23 protein-coding genes and 1 tRNA gene are annotated in these 24,119 nt (G+C 41.9%); 13 read left to right on the plus strand and 11 right to left on the minus strand.

Translation table 11 applies throughout. The features are described from left to right. Window position 1 precedes the first annotated feature (1 nt). The gene (locus tag PQO05_RS03135) at window positions 2-301 is read right to left on the minus strand and encodes a DUF4286 family protein (protein WP_273631200.1); all 300 of its coding nucleotides are present in this window, start codon (window positions 299-301) and stop codon (window positions 2-4) included. Between the two features lie 17 nt (window positions 302-318). Beyond that, window positions 319-2,133, minus strand: a complete 1,815-nt coding sequence (locus tag PQO05_RS03140) for a tetratricopeptide repeat protein (RefSeq protein WP_273631201.1) — start codon at window positions 2,131-2,133, stop codon at window positions 319-321. Window positions 2,134-2,369: 236 nt separating this feature from the next. On the opposite strand from PQO05_RS03140, the gene PQO05_RS03145 reads away from it, so the two are divergent. From PQO05_RS03145 to PQO05_RS03170, 6 genes are all read left to right on the plus strand, one after another. Beyond that, window positions 2,370-4,178, plus strand: a complete 1,809-nt coding sequence (locus PQO05_RS03145) for an alpha/beta hydrolase family protein (RefSeq protein ID WP_273631202.1) — start codon at window positions 2,370-2,372, stop codon at window positions 4,176-4,178. A gap of 10 nt (window positions 4,179-4,188) precedes the next feature. Beyond that, window positions 4,189-5,838: a sensor histidine kinase gene (locus tag PQO05_RS03150; RefSeq protein WP_273631203.1), complete on the plus strand. Its 1,650-nt coding sequence runs from the start codon at window positions 4,189-4,191 to the stop codon at window positions 5,836-5,838. A gap of 3 nt (window positions 5,839-5,841) precedes the next feature. Beyond that, a complete protein-coding gene (locus PQO05_RS03155) occupies window positions 5,842-6,531 on the plus strand; it encodes a response regulator transcription factor (protein ID WP_273631204.1) in 690 nt (229 codons plus the stop codon). A gap of 160 nt (window positions 6,532-6,691) precedes the next feature. Further along, window positions 6,692-7,399: a head GIN domain-containing protein gene (locus tag PQO05_RS03160; RefSeq protein ID WP_273631205.1), complete on the plus strand. Its 708-nt coding sequence runs from the start codon at window positions 6,692-6,694 to the stop codon at window positions 7,397-7,399. 184 nt (window positions 7,400-7,583) lie between these two features. Beyond that, window positions 7,584-8,075 carry a hypothetical protein gene (locus PQO05_RS03165; RefSeq protein ID WP_273631206.1) on the plus strand — a complete coding sequence of 164 codons (492 nt, stop codon included), beginning with the start codon at window positions 7,584-7,586 and terminating at the stop codon, window positions 8,073-8,075. Window positions 8,076-8,161: 86 nt separating this feature from the next. Continuing rightward, complete coding sequence (locus PQO05_RS03170; protein WP_273631207.1) at window positions 8,162-8,563, plus strand: hypothetical protein; 402 nt, start codon at window positions 8,162-8,164, stop codon at window positions 8,561-8,563. 887 nt (window positions 8,564-9,450) lie between these two features. On the opposite strand, the gene PQO05_RS03175 is transcribed toward PQO05_RS03170, so the two are convergent. The 3 genes from PQO05_RS03175 to PQO05_RS03185 form a co-directional block, all read right to left on the minus strand. Further along, window positions 9,451-10,485: a hypothetical protein gene (locus tag PQO05_RS03175; RefSeq protein WP_273631208.1), complete on the minus strand. Its 1,035-nt coding sequence runs from the start codon at window positions 10,483-10,485 to the stop codon at window positions 9,451-9,453. 8 nt (window positions 10,486-10,493) lie between these two features. Continuing rightward, window positions 10,494-12,212: a glycosyltransferase family 39 protein gene (locus tag PQO05_RS03180; protein WP_273631209.1), complete on the minus strand. Its 1,719-nt coding sequence runs from the start codon at window positions 12,210-12,212 to the stop codon at window positions 10,494-10,496. A gap of 101 nt (window positions 12,213-12,313) precedes the next feature. Further along, complete coding sequence (locus tag PQO05_RS03185; protein WP_273631210.1) at window positions 12,314-13,234, minus strand: PfkB family carbohydrate kinase; 921 nt, start codon at window positions 13,232-13,234, stop codon at window positions 12,314-12,316. 87 nt (window positions 13,235-13,321) lie between these two features. Here PQO05_RS03185 and PQO05_RS03190 point away from each other — a divergent pair. From PQO05_RS03190 to PQO05_RS03195, 3 genes are all read left to right on the plus strand, one after another. Then, window positions 13,322-13,395 (plus strand) — tRNA-Asn (locus tag PQO05_RS03190). Between the two features lie 35 nt (window positions 13,396-13,430). Then, window positions 13,431-13,607, plus strand: coding sequence for a GIY-YIG nuclease family protein (locus PQO05_RS26710; protein ID WP_420490402.1), 177 nt, complete (start codon window positions 13,431-13,433; stop codon window positions 13,605-13,607). A 334-nt stretch (window positions 13,608-13,941) separates the two neighbouring features. After that, window positions 13,942-14,523 carry a Crp/Fnr family transcriptional regulator gene (locus PQO05_RS03195; RefSeq protein WP_273631211.1) on the plus strand — a complete coding sequence of 194 codons (582 nt, stop codon included), beginning with the start codon at window positions 13,942-13,944 and terminating at the stop codon, window positions 14,521-14,523. Window positions 14,524-14,576: 53 nt separating this feature from the next. On the opposite strand, the gene PQO05_RS03200 is transcribed toward PQO05_RS03195, so the two are convergent. From PQO05_RS03200 to PQO05_RS03220, 5 genes are all read right to left on the minus strand, one after another. Further along, window positions 14,577-16,001 (minus strand): amidase, encoded by a 1,425-nt coding sequence (locus tag PQO05_RS03200; RefSeq protein WP_273631212.1) that lies wholly within the window; start codon window positions 15,999-16,001, stop codon window positions 14,577-14,579. Window positions 16,002-16,194: 193 nt separating this feature from the next. Next, a complete protein-coding gene (locus tag PQO05_RS03205; protein ID WP_273631213.1) occupies window positions 16,195-17,319 on the minus strand; it encodes an FAD-dependent monooxygenase in 1,125 nt (374 codons plus the stop codon). Between the two features lie 76 nt (window positions 17,320-17,395). Then, on the minus strand, window positions 17,396-18,253 hold the full coding sequence (locus PQO05_RS03210; RefSeq protein WP_273631214.1) for a helix-turn-helix domain-containing protein: 858 nt from the start codon (window positions 18,251-18,253) through the stop codon (window positions 17,396-17,398). 114 nt (window positions 18,254-18,367) lie between these two features. Beyond that, on the minus strand, window positions 18,368-19,975 hold the full coding sequence (locus PQO05_RS03215; protein WP_273631215.1) for an FAD/NAD(P)-binding protein: 1,608 nt from the start codon (window positions 19,973-19,975) through the stop codon (window positions 18,368-18,370). Window positions 19,976-20,153: 178 nt separating this feature from the next. Then, window positions 20,154-20,741, minus strand: coding sequence for a hypothetical protein (locus tag PQO05_RS03220; protein WP_273631216.1), 588 nt, complete (start codon window positions 20,739-20,741; stop codon window positions 20,154-20,156). 211 nt (window positions 20,742-20,952) lie between these two features. On the opposite strand from PQO05_RS03220, the gene PQO05_RS03225 reads away from it, so the two are divergent. Beyond that, entirely contained in the window at window positions 20,953-21,552 is a 600-nt protein-coding gene (locus PQO05_RS03225) for a Crp/Fnr family transcriptional regulator (protein WP_273631217.1), read from the plus strand. 16 nt (window positions 21,553-21,568) lie between these two features. Here the strand turns inward: PQO05_RS03225 and PQO05_RS03230 are convergent, their stop codons facing one another. Then, window positions 21,569-22,555: an amidohydrolase family protein gene (locus PQO05_RS03230; protein ID WP_273631218.1), complete on the minus strand. Its 987-nt coding sequence runs from the start codon at window positions 22,553-22,555 to the stop codon at window positions 21,569-21,571. A gap of 260 nt (window positions 22,556-22,815) precedes the next feature. On the opposite strand from PQO05_RS03230, the gene PQO05_RS03235 reads away from it, so the two are divergent. From PQO05_RS03235 to PQO05_RS03245, 3 genes are all read left to right on the plus strand, one after another. Further along, window positions 22,816-23,187 carry a hypothetical protein gene (locus tag PQO05_RS03235; RefSeq protein WP_273631219.1) on the plus strand — a complete coding sequence of 124 codons (372 nt, stop codon included), beginning with the start codon at window positions 22,816-22,818 and terminating at the stop codon, window positions 23,185-23,187. Between the two features lie 104 nt (window positions 23,188-23,291). Further along, window positions 23,292-23,786 (plus strand): MarR family winged helix-turn-helix transcriptional regulator, encoded by a 495-nt coding sequence (locus PQO05_RS03240; protein ID WP_273631220.1) that lies wholly within the window; start codon window positions 23,292-23,294, stop codon window positions 23,784-23,786. Continuing rightward, window positions 23,776-24,099: a helix-turn-helix domain-containing protein gene (locus PQO05_RS03245; protein ID WP_273631221.1), complete on the plus strand. Its 324-nt coding sequence runs from the start codon at window positions 23,776-23,778 to the stop codon at window positions 24,097-24,099. Before PQO05_RS03240 ends, PQO05_RS03245 begins: the two co-directional genes overlap by 11 nt. The last annotated feature ends 20 nt before the right edge of the window (window positions 24,100-24,119 follow it).

A 24,119-nucleotide genomic window follows, 5' to 3' on the forward strand; every position in this document is an offset into this window, starting at 1 on the left:
GTTATATTTTTTCCATTAGTGTGTTAAACAGCACAAACTTGTTTTCAAATTGCGCATTATGGTCAATATGAATTGGGTTCATGTGGTACAGCATAAAATGCTCATACTTACTTACGTCATCCGTTAAATATTGGATGCAATAAGTTACACCTTCGTTAGGCGAATTAAGCACTTTAAGTATCTGGAAGGATTGAAAATCGCCGGTGGCAATAATGTTGGCAATGTGGTTTGCCTTTACCCATGCCAGCCATTGCTCATGCACAGCTTCGTCAACCACAAAAGTTTCGTTATAAATGATCATCAGTACAAAAATATAAATTAAGACGAACTGTCGGGCTTATCTCCCCGTAATAATCTGAAACGTTTACGGGCCTCGTTAATCCACAGGCTGCCGGGGTAATCGGTAATAATTTTCTGATAATAAGTTTTGGCCTGTACTTTATCGTTCAGCTGGTTTTCATAAATATCGCCCAGCATGTAAACAGCGTCATCGGCCCAGAGGTCAAACTTATGGTCTTCGGCAATTTGCTTGAGTGCAGTAACTGCGGTAGGGTAATCTTTTCGTTGGATGTAGATCCGTGCTTTGGCCATCAGTATATCATCGGCCAGTGAATTGCCGGAATATTTTTTATCGATGCTATCTAATGTCGTCAATGCTTTTTCCTGCTGTTCCTTAAAAATCCACAGATCGGCACGGGCATACATGCGTAAGGCATTACCTGTAGTATCAAAAGTGGTATTATCCGTGATCATGAGCGACAGGTTAAGCGCATCATTGGCAATCAGCTGTGAGGTAGCTGCTTTTAATACATCCAGCTGGCCTTTTGCCCAGGTAAAATCGCCCGTGTAATAAGCAAGCTTGGCATTTCTAAAGGTAGCATCCTGCCCAATTGGTGTGCCCGGATTAGCTTTCTCAACCTGGCTGTATACCAATGTAGCTTCCCAGGGTTGGTTGTCCATCAGATAAATATCGCCCAGATCAAGCTTGCATGCAGACAGCAATTGCGGGCGAAGATTAGGCAGGTTAATAGTTTCCTGCAGCAGCTTCTGTGCATCTTTATATTTATGCAGTTTAAAGGCTTGCAGGTTGGCCATTCGCTGCATGGCAAAAGCAGTGCTGGCGTTTCGTCCAAATTCTTGCAACAGGTTGGCATAATCTTGTTCGAGGCCTAACAGATCGGCATTGGTGTATTTGCCCGAGGTTATCTTCAGGTTTTTAACATCAATCAAATCAATTTTTGATGGGATGTAGTAAGGGTCTTCCTTAGTGCCTTTCTCAATGATGAAGTTATATCCACGGATGGCCTCGTCATAAGCACCATCGCCGGTAAGGGTTCGGCAGAGCTCGTAAATACTGCTGCCTTTATCGTCGCGCCTGCGGCTGAGCGCCAGTGCCTGGTTAAGCGCCTGGTCATATTGCTTTTGCTGCATATATTGCCAGGTAAGCAAATCGGCATAAATAGTAACCTCCGGTTGTTTCTGGATGCGTTTCAGCAGTTCGAACTTCAGCACATTATAATCACCTTCACCTTCATAAACAGTGGCAAAAATGTTTTCGGCCTGGTTTAAGTAGCCGGGGTTAGCGGGTAAAAAATTGAGATACTCATTGGTTAAACCTTCCTTATCGCGTTTGTAGCGGTAAAGGTTAATAAGTTCCATCGTATACAGCTGGTCATTATGCAACAGTTTACGGCCTTGTAAAAATATCTTGATGGCATACTCCGCATTCTCGGCCTGGTAAAACTCGGCGGCAAGGCTGCTGATGAGCGACTGGTCGGGCGGCAGGTTTTTAATAAGATTATCATAAACCTCATCGGCTTTAGCAGTGTTACCTTGTTCGCGGTAAATGCGGCCGAGCACTACAGTGTACTGATAATCTGTGGGATGTTTTTTTTGAAGCTTTTTGGTGATATTTTCGGCCTCGTCGAACTTTTTTAAACTGATGAGGCTGTTTACATAATAGCTGTAATAGTTCTCATTATCCTGTTTGTAAAGTTTTTGATAGATATCGAACGCTTTTTGCTGTTCGCCGTTAAGGTTATATTGCTGGGCCAGCTGTAAATCGCCGGTTTGTGCAAGTACCTTTAGGCAGGTAAGCAGGCTGAGGGCTATTAATGCGTAAAATCGCTTCATTGCAATCAAAAATACTTAATAAAATGCAATACATTCACCAGTAATTAATAACGTTATAAACGGGTAAAATTGTAGTGACAATTTTGCAGCGATTAATTAAATTTACCTAATTTGACCTAATTGAATAAGAGCAGAGCCGGTAGTGCAACATGATAAACCATTGTAAATTATTTTTTCTAAGCCTATTTATTGTCGCAATAAGCTCGTGCCATCAACAACAGGTTAGGCAAATACCCGTGCGTGATTTCTTTAAAACGCCCGAAGAAACCTACTTCAAGTTATCGCCAGATGGTAAGTATATTTCTTACTTAAAACCGTATAAAGAAAGGCAAAATCTATTCATTAAAACATTAGCAGATGGTAAGGAGGTGATGGCCACTTCGTTTACCGACTACGGCGTGCGCGATTATTCGTGGACCTATAATAACCAGATTGTAATAAGCCAGGATGTTATTGCCTTAGACCAGCTGAAGATCTATGCCCTTGATTTAACTACGCTTAAACTGCGCGATGTGCTTTCATTTGGTACCAATGTGAGGTTTACCGTACTAAACAGGGGAAGGTTTAACCCTGATATTTTGACCTGTAGCATTAATAAGCGCGACCCTGCCAATGCCGATGTTTACCGCCTCAATATCCGCACCGGCGAATTAAAACCATATTTGATTAACCCCGGTAATGTAACAGATTGGTTCCCGGATGCTGACGGAAGGATCAGGCTGGTGCAATCGTCTGACGGGGTAAATAAAACCATCCTTTTCCGTAAGGATGATAACTCTCCGTTTAAACCTATCATCGTAAATAATTTTAAAGATCTGGTAAGGCCGATTGCATTTACCGGTGATAAAAATAATTTCTACGCCATCTCTAACATTAACCGCGACAAGGCTGCACTGGTTGAAATAAATGCAGAAACCGGCCACGAAGAAAAAGTACTGTTTGCTACCGATAAAGGCGACGTGGAAGACTGGGGCTACTCGAAAAAAAGCCGACGGATTGAGTACGTAAGCTGGAACGATGATAAAGCGCAGATCCACTTTTTAAACGATAGCGCAGAGCATATTTATAACAACCTGATTAAGCAGTTGCCCGGCAATGATGTAAAGGTAGCCGACAGGGATAGTGCGGAGGAAAAGTTTATCATCAGTACCAGTACAGATATAAACCCTGGCTCGTTTTATTTATACGAGAGCAACAATCAGAAATTAACCAAGCTGGGCGATGTAAACTCGGACATTAAACCCGAAGAGCTTTGCAGTATGAAACCTGTAAGCTTTAAAGCATCAGACGGGCTTACAATTAAAGGATATTTAACCCTGCCGCAGGGCGAGAAGAAAACTAACCTGCCTGTAGTTGTATTGTTGCTGCGCAATAATTTATGGAGCCGCACCAGTTGGGGTTACAATGCCGAAACCCAGTTTTTGGCCAACCGCGGCTATGCTGTTTTCCAGATTAACTACCGGGGCTGCGTGGGGTATGGTAAGGCTTTCCATAGTGCAGGCTTTAAGCAAGTGGGTGGCAAAGTGCAGCAGGATATTACCGATGGTGTACATTGGTTAATTAAACAAAAAATAGCTAACCCTAAAAAGATCGGCATATTTGGGAGTGGTTTTGGTGGTTTCTCGGCTTTGTATGGCATGTCGTTCCACCCCGAGTTGTATAATTGCGGGGTGGTGCAATATGGGCTAATCAACTTTTTTACCTATATTAAGGATGCGCCGCCGTTTTTAAAACCGTATTTAAAAATGACTTACGAGATGGTGGGTAATCCCGAAACTGATGCCGACCAGCTGCGGGCCATATCGCCGGTGTTTCATGCTGATAAGATAAAAGCGCCATTGCTGATATTCCAGGGAGCGAAAGACCCGAGGGCAAATATCAGTGAGCTGAACCAATATGTGCGCGAGCTAAAACGCCATAATGTACCCGTTACTTATGTGCTAAAGGAGAACGAGCGGACCTATTTCCGCAGTGAACACAACCGGACACAAATGTATACTGATATAGAAAAATACCTTGATGATAATATGCGGGGAAAACCATAAACGTTAGCTTATGAAACCACAGCAACAGGGTTACCAGAAAAACTTCTCGCTGATTATCGCTTTCTTTGTTTTGATATCGATAACGCTTGTTGTGGCGCTTATTATCGTATACAACCTTACCGAACGTTATGTAGAAAATGAGTTTGCTTCCAAAAAAATAGATGTGCTGGAGCAAACCATTAAGCCCTATAATGACCTATATCTCAACAAGGTTTACGAGATCACATCCTACCAGGGCTACCTCGATTCGGCATCGGCAGGCAAATATTCAACTACTGTATTTAAAGATTATCCTTTTGTAAAACGCACCATCTTTTATGATGTACGTATTGGCAATGAGACGATAGAGCCGGGGTCTAAAAAGCATCGCCTGGGCATCAGCGTAAAATCTATTTACGAGTATAAGTTGAACAAAAATAACCGTGTAACCGGCATTCGTAAACCGGATGTGGAGGATATTGATTTCAGGCAAATGGCGGCTAAGTTTAGCTATTATATTGCCAATGCCGATACGTCAAGGGCACCCAATCCTGTTGAGATATTCAAGACTTTTTATGACATTAAACCGGATAAGGTAAGTTACCTCAACATACCCCGCAGGCAGGAAATTAAGGCTTACCGCACACTACAGCAAACAGGCGAAACAACATCATTTTACAAACAAAACATGATGACGTTTTACTTGGATCCTTATGCGCTGCATGTTACCAATAGCCACCCAGAACTGTATCAGAACATCAGCATAAAACCTGTAGTATATGACCCGCTTGATGATGAGAGCAAGCAATTGTTTGTTACCGAACTGGCTTTCCCGGGGGCATTGTCCGACTATAAGTTGTATTTTATGTCATCGGGCGATTATTTGCAGGCCGAGATCAACAGGCGGTTTATGCCTACTGCCGCTATTGTGTTTTTGATCTATTTCTTCCTGGTGTTTATCGGTTGGTTAATTTACCGTAACCTGAGCACCAACCTTAAACTGTTCAGGCTACAGTACGATTTCATTAACAACTTTACCCACGAGTTTAAAACGCCTGTAAGCGTAATTAAAATTGCAGGCTCGAACCTGCGTAGTGAAGCAGAGCTAACCGAACGCCAGCGTAAGCATTACGGCCGGATACTGGATGAGGAGGCCGATAGGCTTAATGACCTGATGAACAAGCTGCTTTCGTTTACCCAGATCGAAAACCGCTCGATCAATATTAAGCGCAAAGAGGTAAACCTCGAAGAATTTGTAACGGGTTACATGGAAACCTTCCGGATTAAATATCCCGATTTTAACATCCATTACCAGATAGATAACGTTTATAACTTTTATACAGACCCCATTTTACTGGGCAGTATTTTTCAGAACCTGATAGAGAATGCGTATAAATATTCGCACCCTCAGCATAAAGAATTGTTCATAAGGGTTATACATGAAAAACGGGATATTGTATTTACATTTATAGACAAAGGCATTGGGATCCCCAAAAGCGAGATCAAAAATATATTTAAGAAGTTTTACCGGATAGAGAATAAATACAATCAGAACGGTAGTGTTGGCCTGGGTTTGGCATTTTGTAAAGAACTGGCTAATTTTATGAACGGAGATATTACTGTTAAAAGCGAACTTAACCAGGGATCGGAGTTTACGGTTACCCTGCCATACGAAATATAATATATGAATCAAGAGATAAAAATTGCGCTGGTTGAAGATGATGAGAACCTGCGCTTTCTGGTTGCAGAAAGATTACAGACCGAAGGTTACCGCGTTTTAGAAGCATCGAACGGTGATGATGCCGAAAAGATGATTATGGAAGAAAACCCTGACATTGTATTGTTAGACTGGATGCTGCCCGGGAAACAAGGATCGGAAGTTTGTGAAAATATCCGCAAAAACGGTTTTGATAAGCTGGTGATTATGATGACTGCCAAAGCGCAGGATGTGGATAAGATTGAAGCTTATAACTTCGGCGTATCAGACTATATTACCAAACCATACAATATGGATGTGCTGGTGGCGATGATTGATAACAAGATCAAATTCTCGTTAAACAATGACAAGCCTGAGACTTACCGTTTTGCCAATATGGAGCACCATCCAAACACCCACCTTTTAATTAAGGATGGCAAAAAAATTGAGTTGACCATTTTGGAGAACCGCATTTTATTATACTTCCTGAAAAACCGCAACAAGGTTATTAACCGCGAAGAATTGATGATGGAAGTTTGGGGTTACAACGCCGACGTTAATACCCGTACGCTGGATATGCACATTGTAAGGCTCCGTAAAAAAATTGAAGATAACCCGGATTCGCCACAATACCTGCAAACCGTTAGAGGGGTAGGCTATAAGTTTGCGCACGAGTAATAGAAGAAAGTTAATATCGAATAATGAATGTTGAATATCCAATATTGAAGTTTATCCTTCATTATTCGAAATGCAATGTTCGGTGTTTGATGTTTTTTTGTCAGGATTGTAACCTCTTGTGGAAACAAGCGTCTTATTGTTATATAAAGATAAAAACACTATGAAAGCACTGACCAAAATTTTATTTGCCCTGATACTAATAGCAGGCGTTAACAGCGCATTTGCCGATACACAAGACCGCCATTTAACAGGTTTTAAAGGCGTTGACGTACAAGGATCATTTGATGTGTATATTACCCAGGGCGCTAACGAATCTGTAAAGGTTGAAGCGCCCGGCGATATTATAGAACGCATTAAGACCGAAGTTAACAGCGGTGTACTGAAGATCTATAACAAAGGCAACTCTTCCGACTGGAATTTTAACCTGTTCGGCAGCCATAAAAAAGTAGTTATCTATGTTGTTGCCAAAGACCTGAACTCAATTGGCGTTTCAGGCTCTGGTGATGTGTTTTTTAAAGGCGGTATTACCACACCATCCTTAAAATTACGTGTAAGCGGTTCTGGCGATGTAAACGGTAAAGTGCAGGTAAAAGAATTAGAAACCAGCGTTTCAGGCTCAGGCGATGTTCGTGTTACCGGTAGCGCTGCAAGCTCAGATGTACACGTATCAGGTTCAGGCGATTTCAGAGGCGGCGACCTGATCACCGTTAGCACAGCAGTCCGCGTATCGGGCTCAGGTGATGCTTCGGTAAATGCAAGCACCAAGATTGATGCATCGGTATCTGGCTCGGGCGATGTTCGCTATAGCGGTAACCCTAAAAGCGTTTCAAAATCGAAATCAGGAAGCGGCGATATAAGTGGACACTAATGTTCAATTTGTTAATTAGCTAATTTGTCGATTCGGCAATTGACTGTAAAGAAGAAGGCCTCATATATTTGAGGCCTTCTTCTTTTTTTAACTTTTAGTTTTAGCAGAACTCTTCGAGAGATCCTACAGCGACAAAACGAAAGTTTTAAATTAGCTTTGTTCTACTTAGATCAATCTAACCCTTATGGAAATTATCGACAACTATTCATACGTAAGCGACTATACCGTGGACGCAAATTTTTTTAAAAGGTTCTCGACGGTGAAATGTAAATGGAGAGGTTCCAGATACTGGAAAGTGTTGAAGGATAATAGTTTTACTTTAGTAAATGATATAGCTTTTTTTGCTTTCGAGAGAGAATCGAAAGAAGTGTTTCTAAGATACGAAGGGAAGATGTTGCTTAATGTGGTTTTTGGCGAAACAGAAAACGATGTTGAGGAAGTTTTCGAGCAAATAAAAATGCATAATACCTCAATGAAGGATTTTATTTTCAATAATTCGCTTACCTTCTATAACGAATTAAATGAGTTTATGCTCAATATTAAACCTGATGAGCAAGATTACCGTTTGCTAAGAGATGAGATTGAACAGTTGAAATCGGGAAAAAAGTATGAGGAATTATCGGAGCATGAATTATACCATCAGGAAAATCGTCCAAGGTTTATAGTTAAGCTGTAGTAGTTGATCTGGATTTGATTATAGCAGGGGCCTCCTCGAGAGACCCTGCGGCGACGAAAAAGTTGACTTAGCTTTAATCTTACAGTATGGAAGTAGCAACAATTATTACATCTTCTAAAGATACCTGTGCTTTATTCGATGAGTTCATACACACATATCAAACTTTATATTTGACGGGAAAAGATAGTGATACAGTGTATTTTACTAGTGTTAATAATGACAAAGAAAGACTATTCTACCATTATAAACTTAATGATATAAAAGAGGAATTTAGCTACAATTATTCTGCTCAGGATATAATTAAGTTAAAGGAGTTTTACGGAGATAAACCTATTTTTATGTTTGATTTATCATATAGACCGGAAACTCTGCTTATAGAAATATTGAAAGCATTTAAGATTTATGTGGAAATTCATAGGAACGAATTATTAAAAGATGTACTAATTAGCCATCCATTCGATGGGCTAAAGAGTTTAGAGGCCTTTTAATATCTATAAAATTGATCAAGATTCAAACCTCTTTAGTCTCAGCAGGGTCTCTCGGAGGGAACCCTGCGATTTAGGACAGATAGCTGACCTGCAACTCGGGACCCTCTTCGAGAGACTCTGCGAATCCTATTTGGTGAAATTAATTGTTGTGTGTGTCTTTTGTTTTATCAATACGTAAACGTCAGACCCTTTTCTTTTGATTATGGAATCACCTATTTCTATTTGATGATTTGTATCATAACCACTGCCGATATAATAAGCTTTACCTCTTAATGTAATAGTCGGGAATTGCTTAATGTCACTCTCCCAGCGAAATCTACATTTAAATTTTTACGAGCTTCTTCACGATTACGTATGATTGTATCAAATAACATAACAACGCTCACTATAGTAAATATAATTATCGCGACAACTGCGTACTTTTTGTTTACTTGTTGATATTCTTTCACGGGATGAAAAATATTAAATAATTCTTAAGTCATACTAAACTTGTTTCAGCACCCCACATGTTAGTTGTATACTTTGCATAATTTACAACCTGTCCTGTGGGATCCCGAAACAAGTTCGGGATGACGGGTTTTCGAAAGCATGACAAATTACTGTCACAAACAAGACTTAAAAGTATGTTAAAAAAACTTTTAAGTATGAAAAGTGGAACATGGATGCCAATCGAAATTAGGCTAAAATTGGCTTTAATTTAGTTATAATCAATTTGTTAAAATTATACCTACTGGTATAATAAATACTTTTAAGTCTGTAACGTGGAACATATGGAACTTTCCACTATAATTATTCAAATAAGTGAGAACTCAATCAACTACTCACCCAATCAACCACTCACTGTAAAAATGCAGAAGGCCTCAATTTCATTGAGGCCTTCTGCATTTTTACTCCGTCTTAAACTTCACGAGCTTCTTTCGCCCGATATCATATTTGAGCCTGAAGGCCTGCTGGCTATCACCCCATTGTCCCGGCGACTGCATCAAACTCACAATAAACTGACCAGTTATGCCTTTAAACAGGAATGGCGAGTAGATAATATCCAACCTGTTATACATTTTCTTTTCGTAAAAAGCATCACCATAAGTAATGTGGTGACCCTGGCCGGCATAAAACTCATCGAAGAAAGCGAAACGGTGTAAGCCTGCATAAACGCTGGCTACAAAGCCTTTCGGTATTTTAAAGCCGCCGCCATCGTTAACACGGGTTCTTTCTAACGAGATCATACCACCGGCTTCAACAGAGAGCGAATCGAAAGTGGTTTGCTTAAAGTTTAAACCACCTCGGATCTGCGCCGCACCATTATCGCGAATATGGTCGCCGGGGATTGATACTGCGGGGCCTGCATCGTGCAACATGGTAAAGTAGTTCATGATATAGAATGGGCCTGTAGGGTTTGGCAGGTATTTACCCAACATACCGAAGATAAACTGCTCGCGGTCTACCGCGGTTTGGCGGCTCACCCAATCGATAAATAAAGTCTGGTAACCATATTTGGTTTGGTATCGCGTAAGCAAACCTTCGATGTTAGGGCGGTAGTAAAGCAGGGTATCATTAAACATAGCCCTTGGAATTTGCGTTACCAGACCATCGCGCGGGAACATACCCGCATCAAATAACCATTTGTGCGTTTCGTGACTGTAATAAGCAACCGGATCAACTTTTAAAAAGAAAGGCTGTGCACCATACTCGTGGATACCATTGGCACCAAAAATAAAGTGATTTGTGCTGTCGAGGTTAACGCCGAGGTCCAATTCGGCACGTGTGCCCGAGTAAGTGCGGGATCGTTCTGTAAAAGCCTTGTATTCGCGGTTATCAAAAAAGCTGAAACCGTTGAAGTGTATATCGAGGCTGCCTTGCGCCTTTGCGCCAAGTACAGATAAAAAGAACAAGCTTAATACGAGGTAAAGTTTTTTATTCATTTAAAAGGTTATTGAACGGTGAAATTAATAATTCTGCTGTTGCGGCCACCAGGGAAAGGCCTTGTTCTGAGCGAAAATATCAGATCGTAATGCCCTTTCTGCATAGGTGCCTTTACAGCAAAAGTATAGGTTGTGCTTTGATGGGGTGCTAATTGTATATTGTAAAATGTTGATGGTGCGCGTTGTGCATAAACCTGGGTATCGCCCTGTATAAAGGCCGCGCCTAAAATAAGCTCGTGCGATTGCCCGCTATTGCTGAAATTAATAGCATAAGGATACGGATTGGTAATGGTTAAATTAAATACCGTTTCCTGACCGGGGGCTGCGCTTGCTTTATAGGTATTACTTTGTATATCTACCTTTTGATAAGTGCGGGTATCATCTATCCACCCTGTATAAAGTCGGCCGTGTGTTGTGTGCAGCGTGGTTAGCTCGATGTTTTTATCAATGCCATTCAGAATTAGCAGGATGCGTTTATGCTGCAGGCTGTCTTCCAGCGGCCAGATATCAAACTGGGTGCGTCGGTAATAACGGGTATCGTAAGCAAAACCCTTGAGGCTTTTGGTGTAAAAATTATACTTGGATGGTTCCTGAAAACCTGCGGTAAATATTACATAGCTATCGCCTGCCCGCTGTTTAATTTTTTGTGCCCATTCCGGGTAACCGAAAAAGCTTTTAAATGCACCCATTTTGGTGATAAAAGGTACTTGCAAAATGAGGGACAAGCGAAGCAGAACAATCAGCACAATATTTACAACGGCCAGTTTGTTAAACCAAGCCGGAGGCTTAAAACCTTGTGTAAAGTAAATGAGAGCCAACATGCTTAAGGGTGCAAAAGCAATTAAAGTCCAGTGTGGTTGTACGTTGCCTTTGAGGGTGTTGATGAGGAAAAATACAAATGTACCAATCGCATTAACCAACAGCGTGCGGATGAAGGCATCCTTAACGCGAACCTTAAATGCATAGTAAAACAAATTCCAACCCACCAACGGACCAGCCATCAGCAATTGCCCTGGTATAAATTGATAGGTATGTGCAAAATCGTAAACTTCGGAAGAGCGCTCGAACAAGTGATACCTTACCGAAGGATAATCATGAATTACTTGCCAGTAAATATGCGGAATGAACAGCAGGGTTGCCAGTACCGGAATCAGCCAAAATGATTTACGCGTAAGCAGTTTAATATTGGCCGCCAGTGTAAATGCGATTAGCAGTACAGCGTGATATTTACTGTAAAGCAGGCAGGCTAAGGTTAAGGCAAGCAATAAAGCCAGTTGCCATTTATCTGTTTTTAAATATTGCTGATAGAGGTAATAAAACAGTACGGTGAAAAAGAATAAAGGAGCATCAGGCGTGGTAATAAAGCCATATACATGAAATATGAGCATACTGCCCGCCACTAGTATAAACTGCCGGGCATCAACACCATAATTGCGGAGGATAAGCCACAACAAACGCATGGCAAGCGTACTGCTGATTACAGTGATTAAACGTAACCCAAACTCGTTTTGAAACAGGGAATAACCGATGCGGATAAAAATGGCCACCATAGGTGGGTGGTCGTAATAACCCCAATCTAACAGGCGCGAGTAGATCCAGTAGTAAGCCTCGTCCGAGTGAAGGCCGAGGGTATAAGCTTGCAGCGCATTTAATACAGTCCAGCCTAAAAGAAAGAACCAGATGAGTTTTTCCTGATTAGCAGCTTTACTGGGGTAAGTTAAAGTCATAGATAAAATGCCGATGCCTGCAAAGTTATATTAAAAATTAACGCCTGTTTACTAATTACAGTAAACAGGCGTTTAAACGACATAATTATAGCAATTATTGCTTATGCAGTAATCTCAAATTTAGATAAGCTTACAAACTGTTGCACGCGGGCAGAAACTTCGTCAGCAGTCAGGTTCTTAATTTTCTCTGTTCCGAATTTTTCAACGCAGAAAGAAGCCAGTGCCGAACCGTATATGATGGCATTTTTCATGTTCTCGAAGTTTACTTCCCCAGCTTTGGCCATATAACCAATAAAGCCACCGGCAAAAGTATCGCCAGCACCGGTTGGGTCAAAAACTTCCTCAAGCGGCAGGGCAGGGGCTGCAAATATTTTACCTTCGCCGAATAATAAAGCACCGTGCTCGCCTTTTTTAATGATGAGGTATTTAGGCCCCATCGCCAAAATTTTGTTAGCAGCTTTTACTAAAGAGTATTCGCCTGATAATTGGCGGGCTTCTGCATCATTGATAGTAAGCACGTCAACCATCTTAATGGTAGCCAGTAAATCGTCCATTGCAATGTCCATCCAGAAATTCATGGTGTCCATTACAATTAATTTAGGACGATTGGTTAATCTTTTGATCACTGTTTGCTGAACCTGTGGTGTTAAGTTCCCTAACATCAGGTATTCGCAATCCTGGTAATTTGCCGGGATAATCGGATCGAAATCAGCCAAAACGTTTAATTCAGTAATTAATGTATCGCGGCTGTTCATATCGTTATGATACTTGCCACTCCAGAAAAAAGACTTTTCTCCGGCTTTAACCTGTAAACCTTCGGTATCGATATGGTGTCTTCCGAAGTCAGCTATCTCATTCTCAGGGAAATCGTCGCCAACAACGGCTACAATTTTAACCTTATCATAGAAATAAGAAGCAGCAAGGCTTGCATAAGTGGCGGCGCCGCCAACAATTTTATCAGTTTTACCAAAAGGAGTTTCAATTGCGTCAAACGCCACAGTACCAATAACTAACAGACTCATGAAAAATTATTTTAAATTTTTTTTGTGCAAATATTGTGAAATTACGGGAGAAATTATACTTTTGCACCACTCCAAACGGAAAAAGATTCCTGAGTAGCTCAGCCGGTTAGAGCATCTGACTGTTAATCAGAGGGTCGCTGGTTCGAGCCCAGCCTCAGGAGCAAAGCCCCGCACGTCCGCGGGGCTTTTTTTATTTATGAAATTTACGGTTTACATCTTGTATTCAGCGTCAATTGCAAAGTATTATATCGGTCAGACTCAAGATATAAATGAGCGATTAATACTGCATAATTCAGGAACATTTGCAGGTTCGTCAACAAAAGCAGGTATACCATGGGTAGTTTTTCACGTAATAGTATGTCCCAGGCATTAAAAATCGAAGATCATATTAAGCGTATGAAATCTGTAAAATATTTTCAATCACTTAATGCCTATCCAGAAATGTCCGAAAAATTAAAACAAAAATATAGTTAATCAGAGGGTCGCTGTCCCGATAGCTATCGGGACGAGCCCAGCCTCAGGAGCAAAGCCCCGCATGTCCGCGGGGCTTTTTTTATACCTTTTATTTATTATGTGGCAGGTTGATAACAGTCACCACAAACTAAAACGGTAAACTTTCCTTTCTTTTTTCTTCACTACTTGTTGTTTATTAACGTTTGCATTGCTATTGCAATTTGATATGGATCATTGTTAGATTTGCGTTTACCATGTTTGACGTTTTTGAAAAGCACCTCCGAAGTCACGTAGATATTTCAGATGAAGATCTGGAACTTATACGAGCGGGTAGTGTTAAGCGGGCTATGCGTAAGTGGCAGCCCGTTTTACAGGATGGTGAGGTATGGCGTATTAATTGTTTTATCGCCAGCGGATGTTTTCGCTTATACCGGTTCGGAGAGGATGGTACTGACCACACACTCCGGTTTGGTGTGGATGGCTGGTGGATTAGCGACCAGGAAAGCTACAACAATGAAAAGCCTTCGGATTATAATATTGAAGCGCTCGCAGCAAGTACAGTGTTGATCTGGACAAAAGAAAAATGGACTGAATTAATGGAGGAAATCCCTGCTTTAAAAAAGTTTAATGAGATTTTACTTGCTAAAAGCTACGAGGCAAGCCAGCGCAGGATCTTTTCATTAATCAGCTATTCGGCTGAAGAAAAATACAACGAATTTCAAAAAACATACCCAAGTGTTTTTAATCGCGTACCGTTGCACATGGTTGCTTCGTATTTAGGCATATCAAGAGAAACGTTAAGCAGGATACGAAAAGAATATACCAAACATCATTAAAAAGCCCCCGCCGGTTTTCGCTGCGGGGACTTTTCAACAAACACAATATAACTTTATGCTATAGGATGAGTACCGTAAGCCGGGCTTGCTAATTGTATTTTTTCACCCAGTTCAAGCAGGGTAGCTTCATCAAACCATCTGGCTGCCAGTTGAACATTAATTGGTAAGTTTTCTGAACTTGCAGTAACCGGAACAGAAATAGCCGGTAAACCTGCAATGTTAAATGGTGCTGTGGCTGTATTTACGTGTAAGGCAGAAACCTTTTGGCCGTTAACCACAACTTCATCCAGCATGTGCGGTGTTGCAGTCATCGGGTTAACCGGCAGTAACAAAATGTCATATTTGGTAAAGTAGTTAGCAAAATGGCTCCTTAATTCTTCCAGTTTATTTTCTGCCCTGGCGTATTCTTTTTCGCCCATTAATTTAACACCCATGGTAAACTTGCCCACAAAGTGCATGTCATTTTCGCGGCCTTTGGTAAATTGTTCCATATAAGGAACCAGTTCTCCGTAAATTACAGCAAAATATAGTTTTACCCAGTCCATTCCCTGGCCATCCATAAAAGGAAGGCTTACTTCTTCAACCTGGTGCCCCATATCTTTCAATAAGGCAGCAGTACTTTTAACTGCCGCTGTAATTTCAGGATCAACCGGGGCGAAAGCTGGTTCTGATGCCCATCCAATACGCAATGGTGAACCCGGAATACGGAAGTTAGCCGGTTTAATATCATTGCCATAAATAGCGTAGCCATCTTTACCATCTGCTCCGTTAATAATGGAGTAGGCCAGGGCTACATCTTTCATGGTACGGGCCATAGGGCCAATATGCCACCACCTGCTTAATACGCGTGGAAAGTGCCCGGTATACGGTATGCGGCCATGTGTTGCTTTTATTGATGATATACCGGTAAAGGCTGCCGGGCCCCTAACAGAGATAGAAATGTCACTTCCCAAACCGATTGGGGAAAGACCGGCTGCAATAACAGCCGATTCGCCGCCGCTTGAACCACCCGGGGTACGGTCGGGGTTCCATGGGTTTAAGCTTCTTCCGGTAATTAGGTTTTCCGATTCCCAATACACCGCAAATTCAGGGATATTTGTCTTCATTAAAGGTATACCGCCTGCTTGTTTCATACGGGCCACAACCGTTGCGTCCTGGTCAGGAATATTACCTTCAAATATTTTTGAACCATATTGCGTTGGTACACCGGCTGTATCGATGCTATCCTTGATTGAAAATGGGACGCCGTGAAGCGGACCAAGTTTTTCGCCGGCTGCAACTGCTTTATCGGCAGCCGCAGCATCTTTCAAGGCCTGCTCGCCCATCAGGGTTACAACGCCGTTTATTTGAGGGTTAATAGCTGCTACACGATCAAGGTGTGCCTGAACAACTTCTACAGAAGTTATTTCTTTGTTGCGGATCATCTCAGCAAGCGCTGACGCTTCCTGGTAATAGATTGGGTCATTTTGATTTTTCATTGCTCGGATTAATTATTGCTTATTTTACAAGCTATCGTACTACCGATTGCCTGAACAAAATTGCTTATGGCCGGGCACCTATAACGAAGTAATATGACACAATTTGGAATTGACATTTGTCACAACTTTTGGCCTTTGATGGCTCGATGAAAGTTTTGAAACTGATCGGTAACCTATTAGGAAGCGAGGGTTCTCAAAATCCAAACCCCTCTTTATTTCTTTTACGGATGGCTTCTTCAGTTTTCGGAATGAGCGCATCCATCCCAAAATCTACCACCTGCTTCTGCACTTCTTCTATAAAAGGGCGAAAGCTTTCATTATAATCATTGAAAGCTGATTCATAATCACCATTACATTTTTCAAAAGCATTTGCCAATGCTGCTGCCCCATCTATTGCCAATGAACCGCCTCTACCAGCCGCGGGTGAGGCGCAATAACCCGCATCGCCCACCAGCGCTACCCGGCCTTTGGTCCAGGATGGCATTTTCATTTGGCAAAGCTTGTCAAAGTAAAAACCTGTGGTTTGCTGTACTTCTTCCAGTAGTTCATCTGTTCGCCAGCCGGTTCCTTTGAATTGATTTAGAATGATGTTACGCATCTGCTCTTCGTTGCGATAATCATAAGGAATCTCCTGCCCCGAGAAAAAGGCGAGGCAAATATCAGTTTTGTTATTGTATGCATTTAGCATAATGGTTTTACCCGGTTCGCTGTACATCTGGGTAGTGTTTTCCGGTATCAGCAACTTATCTACGATGCTGATAGAAAAGTAGGTTTGCAGAAAATGTGAAAATAAAGATTCATCCCCAAACCAGTATTTTCGAACAGCAGAATGAATGCCATCACAGCCAAATACCAGGTCAAAGGTCTGCGTTGGCCCATTTTTAAAACAGACTTTCATATAGTCAGCTGTTTCTTTCAGGCCGGTAATGCTGTCTCCGAAAATAAACGTTGTATGATCTTTAACTACTTCATACAGCAACTGCAACAGGAAATCACGTTCGACCTCGTATTCAATCTCGCCGCGTTCTGCCTGGTTTTTCTGATTATTGTCAATCCTTTCTGTCTCATCATCCGAATTTTTAAACGCCATCGATTCCATGTGAAGCCTGTTGGCCTGGATCTGTTCCAACAAGCCCATACGTTTCACAATGTCAATGGTGTTTTCTAAAATGTTTACAGGTGTACCGCCTTTCTTGAGGTTGGGAGCTATTTCAATGATCGTGACCTGATAACTCAATTTATCCATCCAATAGGCCATACAAAGCCCGGCGAAGCTGGCGCCAGATATAAGTGCCCTTTTATGATTTGTTGTTTCCATTTAATATGCGTTTTTTTAATACAAAAGAACCGCACATAAGGAAAAAGGAATAGGCAACAATGGTGTAAGACTTGGACTAATCGCGGTTTTTATGACGGAAGGTTAAAGGGGCTATACCTGCGACTTTGATAAATAACCTGGAGAAATAGGGATAATCATCATAGCCTAACCCGGCAGCTATTTCTTTTAACGACTGGTTAGAATGATAGAGTAAACGTTTGGCTTCCAAAATTATGCGCTGTTGTATATGATAAGAAACAGGTTGGCCGGTTACGGACTTTACACATTCATTCAGATAGGCAGCGGAAAGGTGTAGTTTTTCCGCATAATCTGAGGGGCGTTTGTGCCGGGTAAAATGACGTGCCAGCTTTTCCCTGAATGCTTTGGTTACGAGTTCTGATCGGGTTAATTTATCTGTTGTTTTGGTTTGTGCGATATATGTTGCCATGATGAGGCCTACCAGAACGTTAACATGGTCTTTGAGTAGTGATTGATAAACTGCGTCTCTTTTTCTTTCGGTTATTTTTATACAGAGTGAAGTAGCTTCATACAATAAGCCGAACGTTTCTGGGTTTAGTACAACCGGGGCTGCGGGACTGATATCTTCCAGTAATTGCAGATATTCGGATCTTAGTGATTCATTTGTGATGGCCCAGGCGGTTACGGTTACATTTTCAAATCCAATGATACGGTGTACCTGGTCGGGATGCATATAGATGGCACCCGGCGACTTAATGTGGTATCTTTCAAAATCAATTTCTATAGTTACGCTTCCTTTTTCCAGTAAGAAGAAAGAGTGCCGTTCATGCCGTTCAGGTTGTTGCCAATCCCCAAGATCAGGCAGGTCTTCAAAAGAAAGCCTTTCAATGCTGATGCCAGCGCCGGATTCATCGCCGAAATGATTGACAGGTATGGCTTGGGTTTTTCTGGGCATTGTTGCTGTTTTACAGCATAAAGGTAAGTTTTTGGTTTAAATAGGTAGTTCACATCCAATGGCAATGTAGTCTTTATCTATATCGAAAATAGCTCCAGCGTTGCAGACTACAGTCTACTCAATAATCTGCTCTTCCTTAAATACCCCTCTAAGCAGCGACTGGCTTAATAACGGCGCCAGTTCTGATAGGCGCGCCACGCTTTCGAGGTGCCAGTAACGCAGGATGTCATTAACGTTGCCGGCCAGTAAGGGGCCAATTACATAGAGGTTGGGCGAGGCTTCGAACTGGTTGTTTACCCAAATCCCTTTGCCCGAAATATTAATCCTGCATAAGCCTTTTGACAGGGCATCGGTAATGAGCGGATTGGTACATTCATCAAAAGTTTCAAACCCGCTGCATGATAATACGGCCTGGAATTTTGAAGGATACACTGTTGATGTTGATTGCTTGTTCAGGTAATTCAAAGTCAACTCGTTGTTATCTCCAGTCGTTATACTTTCCAGTTTACCCGGCAAAACTTCGAGTTTCCCTTCAGCCTGTAAATTGTACGAACCGCTCAGATAATCTTTTCCTGCCCGGCGGATCCTTTTAGAGAAAATATGCTCATGCCGCATTAAAAAGTAAGTGTATTCGCGCGGGCTCATGTGCGGCAATAGTTGTTTGGTACGGCCCAGTAATTTGGCAACCTTAACAACAGATATTTCTGTGGTAAACTGTGTTTCAAATTCGCGTAACATGGCTTCGGCTACAGCTTCAGGTTCTGGCAGGTCGGCGCTAACCAGTTGATCTAAAAACGGAAATGTGGCTTCAACATCATCAGGTACGGTTGGCAGTGGTAAGGTACCGCTGCGCGATAGCACAACAACTTTGTTTAATAGTTGGTTTATCTCGTTCCGGTAGTACAGCAGATACAATAACTCCAGTGTGCCGGCGCTGCTGCCTATCACCAATATATTACGATTAGCAACATCTGTAGTTTGGGAAAGTAACAGCTGCACCTTAGCTAAAGCCTGTTCAACACCGGGTTCGTAAGCGGTTTCTATCAACCTGTCTGCCGGTACGGTTTGCAGTAGATTCAGTTTGCGATGTGGCAGGCTACCGGTAGCGATGATCAACTTGTGGGCAGATAACCATTCCTTATTTCCATCGCAGGTTTCCAATAAAACATGGTAGCCTTTACCGGCTTGTTTTAAAGTTGCAGCCTGCGCTTTAATAGTGGTTAAGGTTACCAGCCCCTTATCTTCTACCTGTTTCAATAAATGGGTAAGCTGATCCCGTTTAAAGCGGCCGTAAATGTAGCGTGGTACCGGGATGGTGCGCAAGTGTTGGTAATTCAGCAGGTGCTCGTTACGTCTGCACCAGTCCAGCGCAATGCTTCCGCCTAACTGTTTGTACTCTGTAACCCAGTCTTTATGCGTTAACAACCAGGCGATAAATTCTTCCAGCTCTACAGTATCCGTCAGAAACTCAGTGAGCGGTGTAATGGTTAGCGAATTTACAGACGACTTTTCGCCGTAAGGCAAGCCTGTCCATAGTTGGTCTTGTTTCTCAACAACGGCAATTTGAAGCGGTACCTGTAAACGAAAATCAAGCTGTAGCAGATCTCTAAACGTACTGATGAGCGAGGTAACACAAGCCATACCGCTACCTATAAAAGCGAGATCGTAAGTAATTATCATGGCCGGTACTGCATTATTTAAGGTATGGTTGAGTAAACGCAAGGCCAACCAGGTAAACCTAACGTTAATTATAAATGAACAGAGGAAATTACTATTTAATTTTAATAATATCTGTTTTGATGTAAAAACATTATAATCAGTTTGTTTGCCCGGTACGAACAACAAGAAGCCCCGCATATTTGCAGGGCTTCTGTTGTTTATAGAATGTTACGATCTTAACTTATGCAGCAGCAACCTGGTTAATTGTTTTAGACAGGCGGAATGCGGTAAGCAGATAATAGAAAGCGCCAAAAGCAGCGTACTCAGCCAGGCTTGTAATTCCCTTGGTAGGGTCATGTGCAAGGATAATGAAAGAGCTGCCGCCTATCATAGATTGTGCACCGCTGATGATCATAGGCCATTGGCCACCTATGGTTTTCCTGCGTTTTAGGCCTAAAATTAATTGGATTAATCCTGTTCCAATTGCCCAGGTGCCAAAAACGATTAGCGCTTCGGGTACGCCTTTTTGTAAAGCGATGCCGACAGCTATTGTGGTAATACTACTGATTACAGCGTTTACATATTGCGGTGTTTTAGAAATGCTATTGCGATTGGCGCGGATATCGAGGAATGTACCCACCACATCCCAGGCCGGGTAGATGATTAATAAAACAGTAGCAAGTTCAGTAGATTTTTTGGCAAGAAGTGCCACCAGGATAACCCAAATCACTGAGAAAGTTGCACGGGTAAAATAGAGCTTACGTAATGATCTGGCAGTATCAACGGCTTGTGCGTCTGTAACTGTATTAGAATAAGAAGTTGATGTCATAATTTTAATTTATTGTTTTTGTTGAGCCAAAGTTGGATAGTATGGCTCAATGCGTTTTTCACTTAAGTGAAAACGGGAATAGAAGATTACGCTACGATTACAGTCTTTTTTTGTCTGAGATAAATTTTCACTTAAGTGAAAATGATTGTATCGTATTCGGGCTATATTTGAACGGTACCGGGTTTGCCGCAACAATTTATACCACAACTACATGAATGATAAAAATGATATTGTTTTTGAGCATCTGAGGAATTTTGCCCCATTAACCGATAAGGATATTAACGACAGCCAGCCATTTTGGAAGGCACGGAAAATGAGTAAGGGCGATTTCTTCAATATGCAAAAGATGGTTTGCAATGACCTCGGCCTGGTAGTAAAAGGCATATTCCGGATTTATTACCAGGACCCCGATACCGAAGAATATAAGAACATCTACTTTTTCTCAGAGAATCAGTTTGTGGTTTCGTTCAGAAGCTTCATATCACGCAACCCATGCTGGTATTTTATTGAAGCGATGGAAGATTCAGAAATTTTCTTCATCTCGTATCAGGACCTTAATGGCCTTTACGAAACCCACCCCAACTGGGGGAAATTTGGCAGACTGCTGGCCGAACTATTTTTCTCTGTCGCACAAACCCGCACCGAAGAGTTCATCTTTTTCTCGCATGAGGAACGATATGTTAGGTTACTGGAAGAACATCCTGATATTATTGAGCGAATTCCTGCTTATCATATTTCATCATACCTGGGCATCACCAACCCTTCATTAAGCCGGATTAGAAAACGGATTGAAAGGAAGAAAGCGGAGTAAGTAAAGTCTACAAAGTTTATGCCTTCAATTTCAATAACTTATCTGCATTACCATGCGCAATTTGTGCTACCTGCTCCTCCGGCAGATCAATGGCGTTTAAAAATTCAATCCCCATTTCGTTGGTGCTGAAGGGATAATCGACAGAGAACATGATATTATCAATACCGAAAGTATCTAAAGCAATTTTTAATGGCGGCTGGGTAAAAAAGCCACTGGTGGTGATGTGGACCTGCTGATGAAAGGTATCCGTAAGTGTACGCTGGTTAGCACCTCCGTTCCCAGGTTTAAAAGCCCTTTCTGATCTCACCATCATCATCGGCAACATTTCGCCCATGTGGCCGATAATCAAATTCAGTTTAGGATACTGATCAAAGATCCCTGCGAAGAGCAGGCGTAAAACATGCAGTGCGGTTTCAGAATGCCAACCCCAGCCATAACAGGCCAAAGCTTCGGACATGCCCGAATGATTGGGCAATCCGCTATAATAAATATCGGCTACACCTTTGGGCGGTAACCCGGGGTGGAGATAAATGGGTACGCCCAGCTTTTCGGCACGGTCAAATATCGGGGCAAATTTGGGGTGATCCAAAAACTGGTCCTGCGTTAACCCGCGGATCATGGCACCGCGAAAGTTGTATTCTTTTACGGTACGTTCCAATTCATCAGCGGCGGCCGTTGGGGCAGTCATCGGCAGATGGGCAAAGGCTGTAAAACGGTTTTCAAAACCTTTAATCTTTTCGGCAATCAGGTCATTGTATTGCGTGGCGAAATCCGGGCCTGCTTCATGGCCTAACAGGTTTGCCCCAGAACTATCTACAGAAAGCACCTGCATGGTAATGCCGTTATCGTCCATTGATTTTAAACGTTCGCCGGTAATATCGGCAAGTTTGGGTGTAAGCTGCTGCATCCTTTCAGACTGGCCAAAACCGCCTAAAGCTTCTTTCGGTATCTTATTGGCCATTTCCGGAAAGGAAAGATGCTCCTCAAGTGTTACTATTCGCATATAAAATTGCTAGGTGAAATGTCTGTTTGTATTACTAAAATATCTACAGGCAAATAAACACACTCAACATCCACGCCACAATGCATTATAAACGGCAATGATGGGATTATTTGAGGTTTAGTTATAATGATGAATGCCCATTTTACCCGAGGCCATGTTTAGAAAAGGTTAAATCAGAATTAAGTTTTCTGCGGTGTTGTAAATGTTACCTCATTAAATCGCAGCTTTACGGTCGAAATGGTTTAAACATTCAACTATCGATGCAAAAAACCGGACTGATAAAATATCTGTTTCTTACATTAAGTATTTTCTTACTTATTGTAAACCCTGTTTTGTCGGTATTTTCCGGTAATAGCCGTCACCTCCATGTAGGCAATACCGGGCATCAGCATCATTTCGCACAAGCAAATGTTCATAACAACTACTGGGGGCTCATCGCCAACCGGCAGCTTATAAGCCCGCCACATATTCAAAAAGTGGGCGATATGGCTAACCTGATCTTTGCAGCTGGCTTTTTATTTTTCCTTCTCAGTATTAGTTCAGAAACTGTAAGGGTTGTTGCTATCAACAGGCTTTCCGTATCCGTACATGCGCCTCCCTTATACCTGCTAACCCGAACGCTTCTCATCTGATTTTTAAGCAATAAATACTTTTAATACCCCTAAGCGTATTATTTTATTGTTTAATCAATGCTCTGTATTGCCAAGCGGTAATAGGGCTGTCTATTCATATACTAATGAATTTCGGAGAAGAGTTCAGCCTGCAGGTTATGCTGGCTAATAAGTCGTACCATCAATATTTATACAAGTTTCTGGAGCAGGTAGATGTGCAGCATCATTACCAGATCATCTTGCTGCTAACCCGGTTTAATGGCAAAGCCACACAGAAAATGCTTTGCGAGCACCTGAGCATCGAAAAATCGAACATGGCTGCCATTATAGATTCGCTTGAGGCCAAAGGCTATGTTACCCGCGAGGTAAATTATAAAGACAGGCGGGGCAAGTTGGTTGTACTAACCGCAAAAGCTACCGAGGTTATAGAGGGGCTGGAAGCAACCTTTGAGCATTTTGAAGCCAATATTACCCATGAAATTACCTGGCAAGAAATGTATAACTGCCTGCGGGTTTTAAAGTTGATTAACAACAACCTGCACGTGGTAAACCGCCAGCCTGATCTGCTAAATAGGTTGGCCGGAAATGTACCTGTTTTAACAGCAAGCCATGGCGACTAAAGATATGTACCCTTTCGGCGAGTTTATAAAACAGGGCCGCAAACGTAATTATCTTTCGCAAACTGAGCTTGCAGAAAAATTGGGGATAGAAAGAGCGCACCTAAGCAGGATAGAATCGGGCAAAAAGAAATTTAAGATTGAGAATCTGGAAAGCCTGGCAATGGTTTTAAAAATTGATCTGGCCGAACTTAAAAAAGAATTTTACAGCGATGTTTTTGCCGAGCAGATCTATATCCATAATTGCCCGGAAGGTGTGCTCGAAATTACCCGGCAAAAAGTAGACATGATACGCTCTTTGAAATTGGTTGTTTGAATGAACCATTGCTAACTGTG

It is taken from the genome of Mucilaginibacter jinjuensis (assembly GCF_028596025.1).
Lineage (GTDB): Bacteria > Bacteroidota > Bacteroidia > Sphingobacteriales > Sphingobacteriaceae > Mucilaginibacter > Mucilaginibacter jinjuensis.

What these genes read in the sequence shown, in the direction of transcription:
- PQO05_RS03160 (WP_273631205.1), top strand. Translation starts at nt 6,692, where the DNA reads ATGAAAGCACTGACCAAAATTTTATTTGCCCTGATACTAATAGCAGGC.
- PQO05_RS03240 (WP_273631220.1), top strand. Translation starts at nt 23,292, where the DNA reads ATGAATTTCGGAGAAGAGTTCAGCCTGCAGGTTATGCTGGCTAATAAG.
- PQO05_RS03155 (WP_273631204.1), top strand. Translation starts at nt 5,842, where the DNA reads ATGAATCAAGAGATAAAAATTGCGCTGGTTGAAGATGATGAGAACCTG.
- PQO05_RS03200 (WP_273631212.1), bottom strand. Translation starts at nt 16,001, where the DNA reads ATGAAAAATCAAAATGACCCAATCTATTACCAGGAAGCGTCAGCGCTT.
- PQO05_RS03150 (WP_273631203.1), top strand. Translation starts at nt 4,189, where the DNA reads ATGAAACCACAGCAACAGGGTTACCAGAAAAACTTCTCGCTGATTATC.
- PQO05_RS26710 (WP_420490402.1), top strand. Translation starts at nt 13,431, where the DNA reads ATGAAATTTACGGTTTACATCTTGTATTCAGCGTCAATTGCAAAGTAT.
- PQO05_RS03235 (WP_273631219.1), top strand. Translation starts at nt 22,816, where the DNA reads ATGCAAAAAACCGGACTGATAAAATATCTGTTTCTTACATTAAGTATT.
- PQO05_RS03180 (WP_273631209.1), bottom strand. Translation starts at nt 12,212, where the DNA reads ATGACTTTAACTTACCCCAGTAAAGCTGCTAATCAGGAAAAACTCATC.
- PQO05_RS03225 (WP_273631217.1), top strand. Translation starts at nt 20,953, where the DNA reads ATGAATGATAAAAATGATATTGTTTTTGAGCATCTGAGGAATTTTGCC.
- PQO05_RS03175 (WP_273631208.1), bottom strand. Translation starts at nt 10,485, where the DNA reads ATGAATAAAAAACTTTACCTCGTATTAAGCTTGTTCTTTTTATCTGTA.
- PQO05_RS03185 (WP_273631210.1), bottom strand. Translation starts at nt 13,234, where the DNA reads ATGAGTCTGTTAGTTATTGGTACTGTGGCGTTTGACGCAATTGAAACT.
- PQO05_RS03135 (WP_273631200.1), bottom strand. Translation starts at nt 301, where the DNA reads ATGATCATTTATAACGAAACTTTTGTGGTTGACGAAGCTGTGCATGAG.
- PQO05_RS03220 (WP_273631216.1), bottom strand. Translation starts at nt 20,741, where the DNA reads ATGACATCAACTTCTTATTCTAATACAGTTACAGACGCACAAGCCGTT.
- PQO05_RS03245 (WP_273631221.1), top strand. Translation starts at nt 23,776, where the DNA reads ATGGCGACTAAAGATATGTACCCTTTCGGCGAGTTTATAAAACAGGGC.
- PQO05_RS03230 (WP_273631218.1), bottom strand. Translation starts at nt 22,555, where the DNA reads ATGCGAATAGTAACACTTGAGGAGCATCTTTCCTTTCCGGAAATGGCC.
- PQO05_RS03205 (WP_273631213.1), bottom strand. Translation starts at nt 17,319, where the DNA reads ATGGAAACAACAAATCATAAAAGGGCACTTATATCTGGCGCCAGCTTC.
- PQO05_RS03140 (WP_273631201.1), bottom strand. Translation starts at nt 2,133, where the DNA reads ATGAAGCGATTTTACGCATTAATAGCCCTCAGCCTGCTTACCTGCCTA.
- PQO05_RS03195 (WP_273631211.1), top strand. Translation starts at nt 13,942, where the DNA reads ATGTTTGACGTTTTTGAAAAGCACCTCCGAAGTCACGTAGATATTTCA.
- PQO05_RS03210 (WP_273631214.1), bottom strand. Translation starts at nt 18,253, where the DNA reads ATGCCCAGAAAAACCCAAGCCATACCTGTCAATCATTTCGGCGATGAA.
- PQO05_RS03170 (WP_273631207.1), top strand. Translation starts at nt 8,162, where the DNA reads ATGGAAGTAGCAACAATTATTACATCTTCTAAAGATACCTGTGCTTTA.
- PQO05_RS03165 (WP_273631206.1), top strand. Translation starts at nt 7,584, where the DNA reads ATGGAAATTATCGACAACTATTCATACGTAAGCGACTATACCGTGGAC.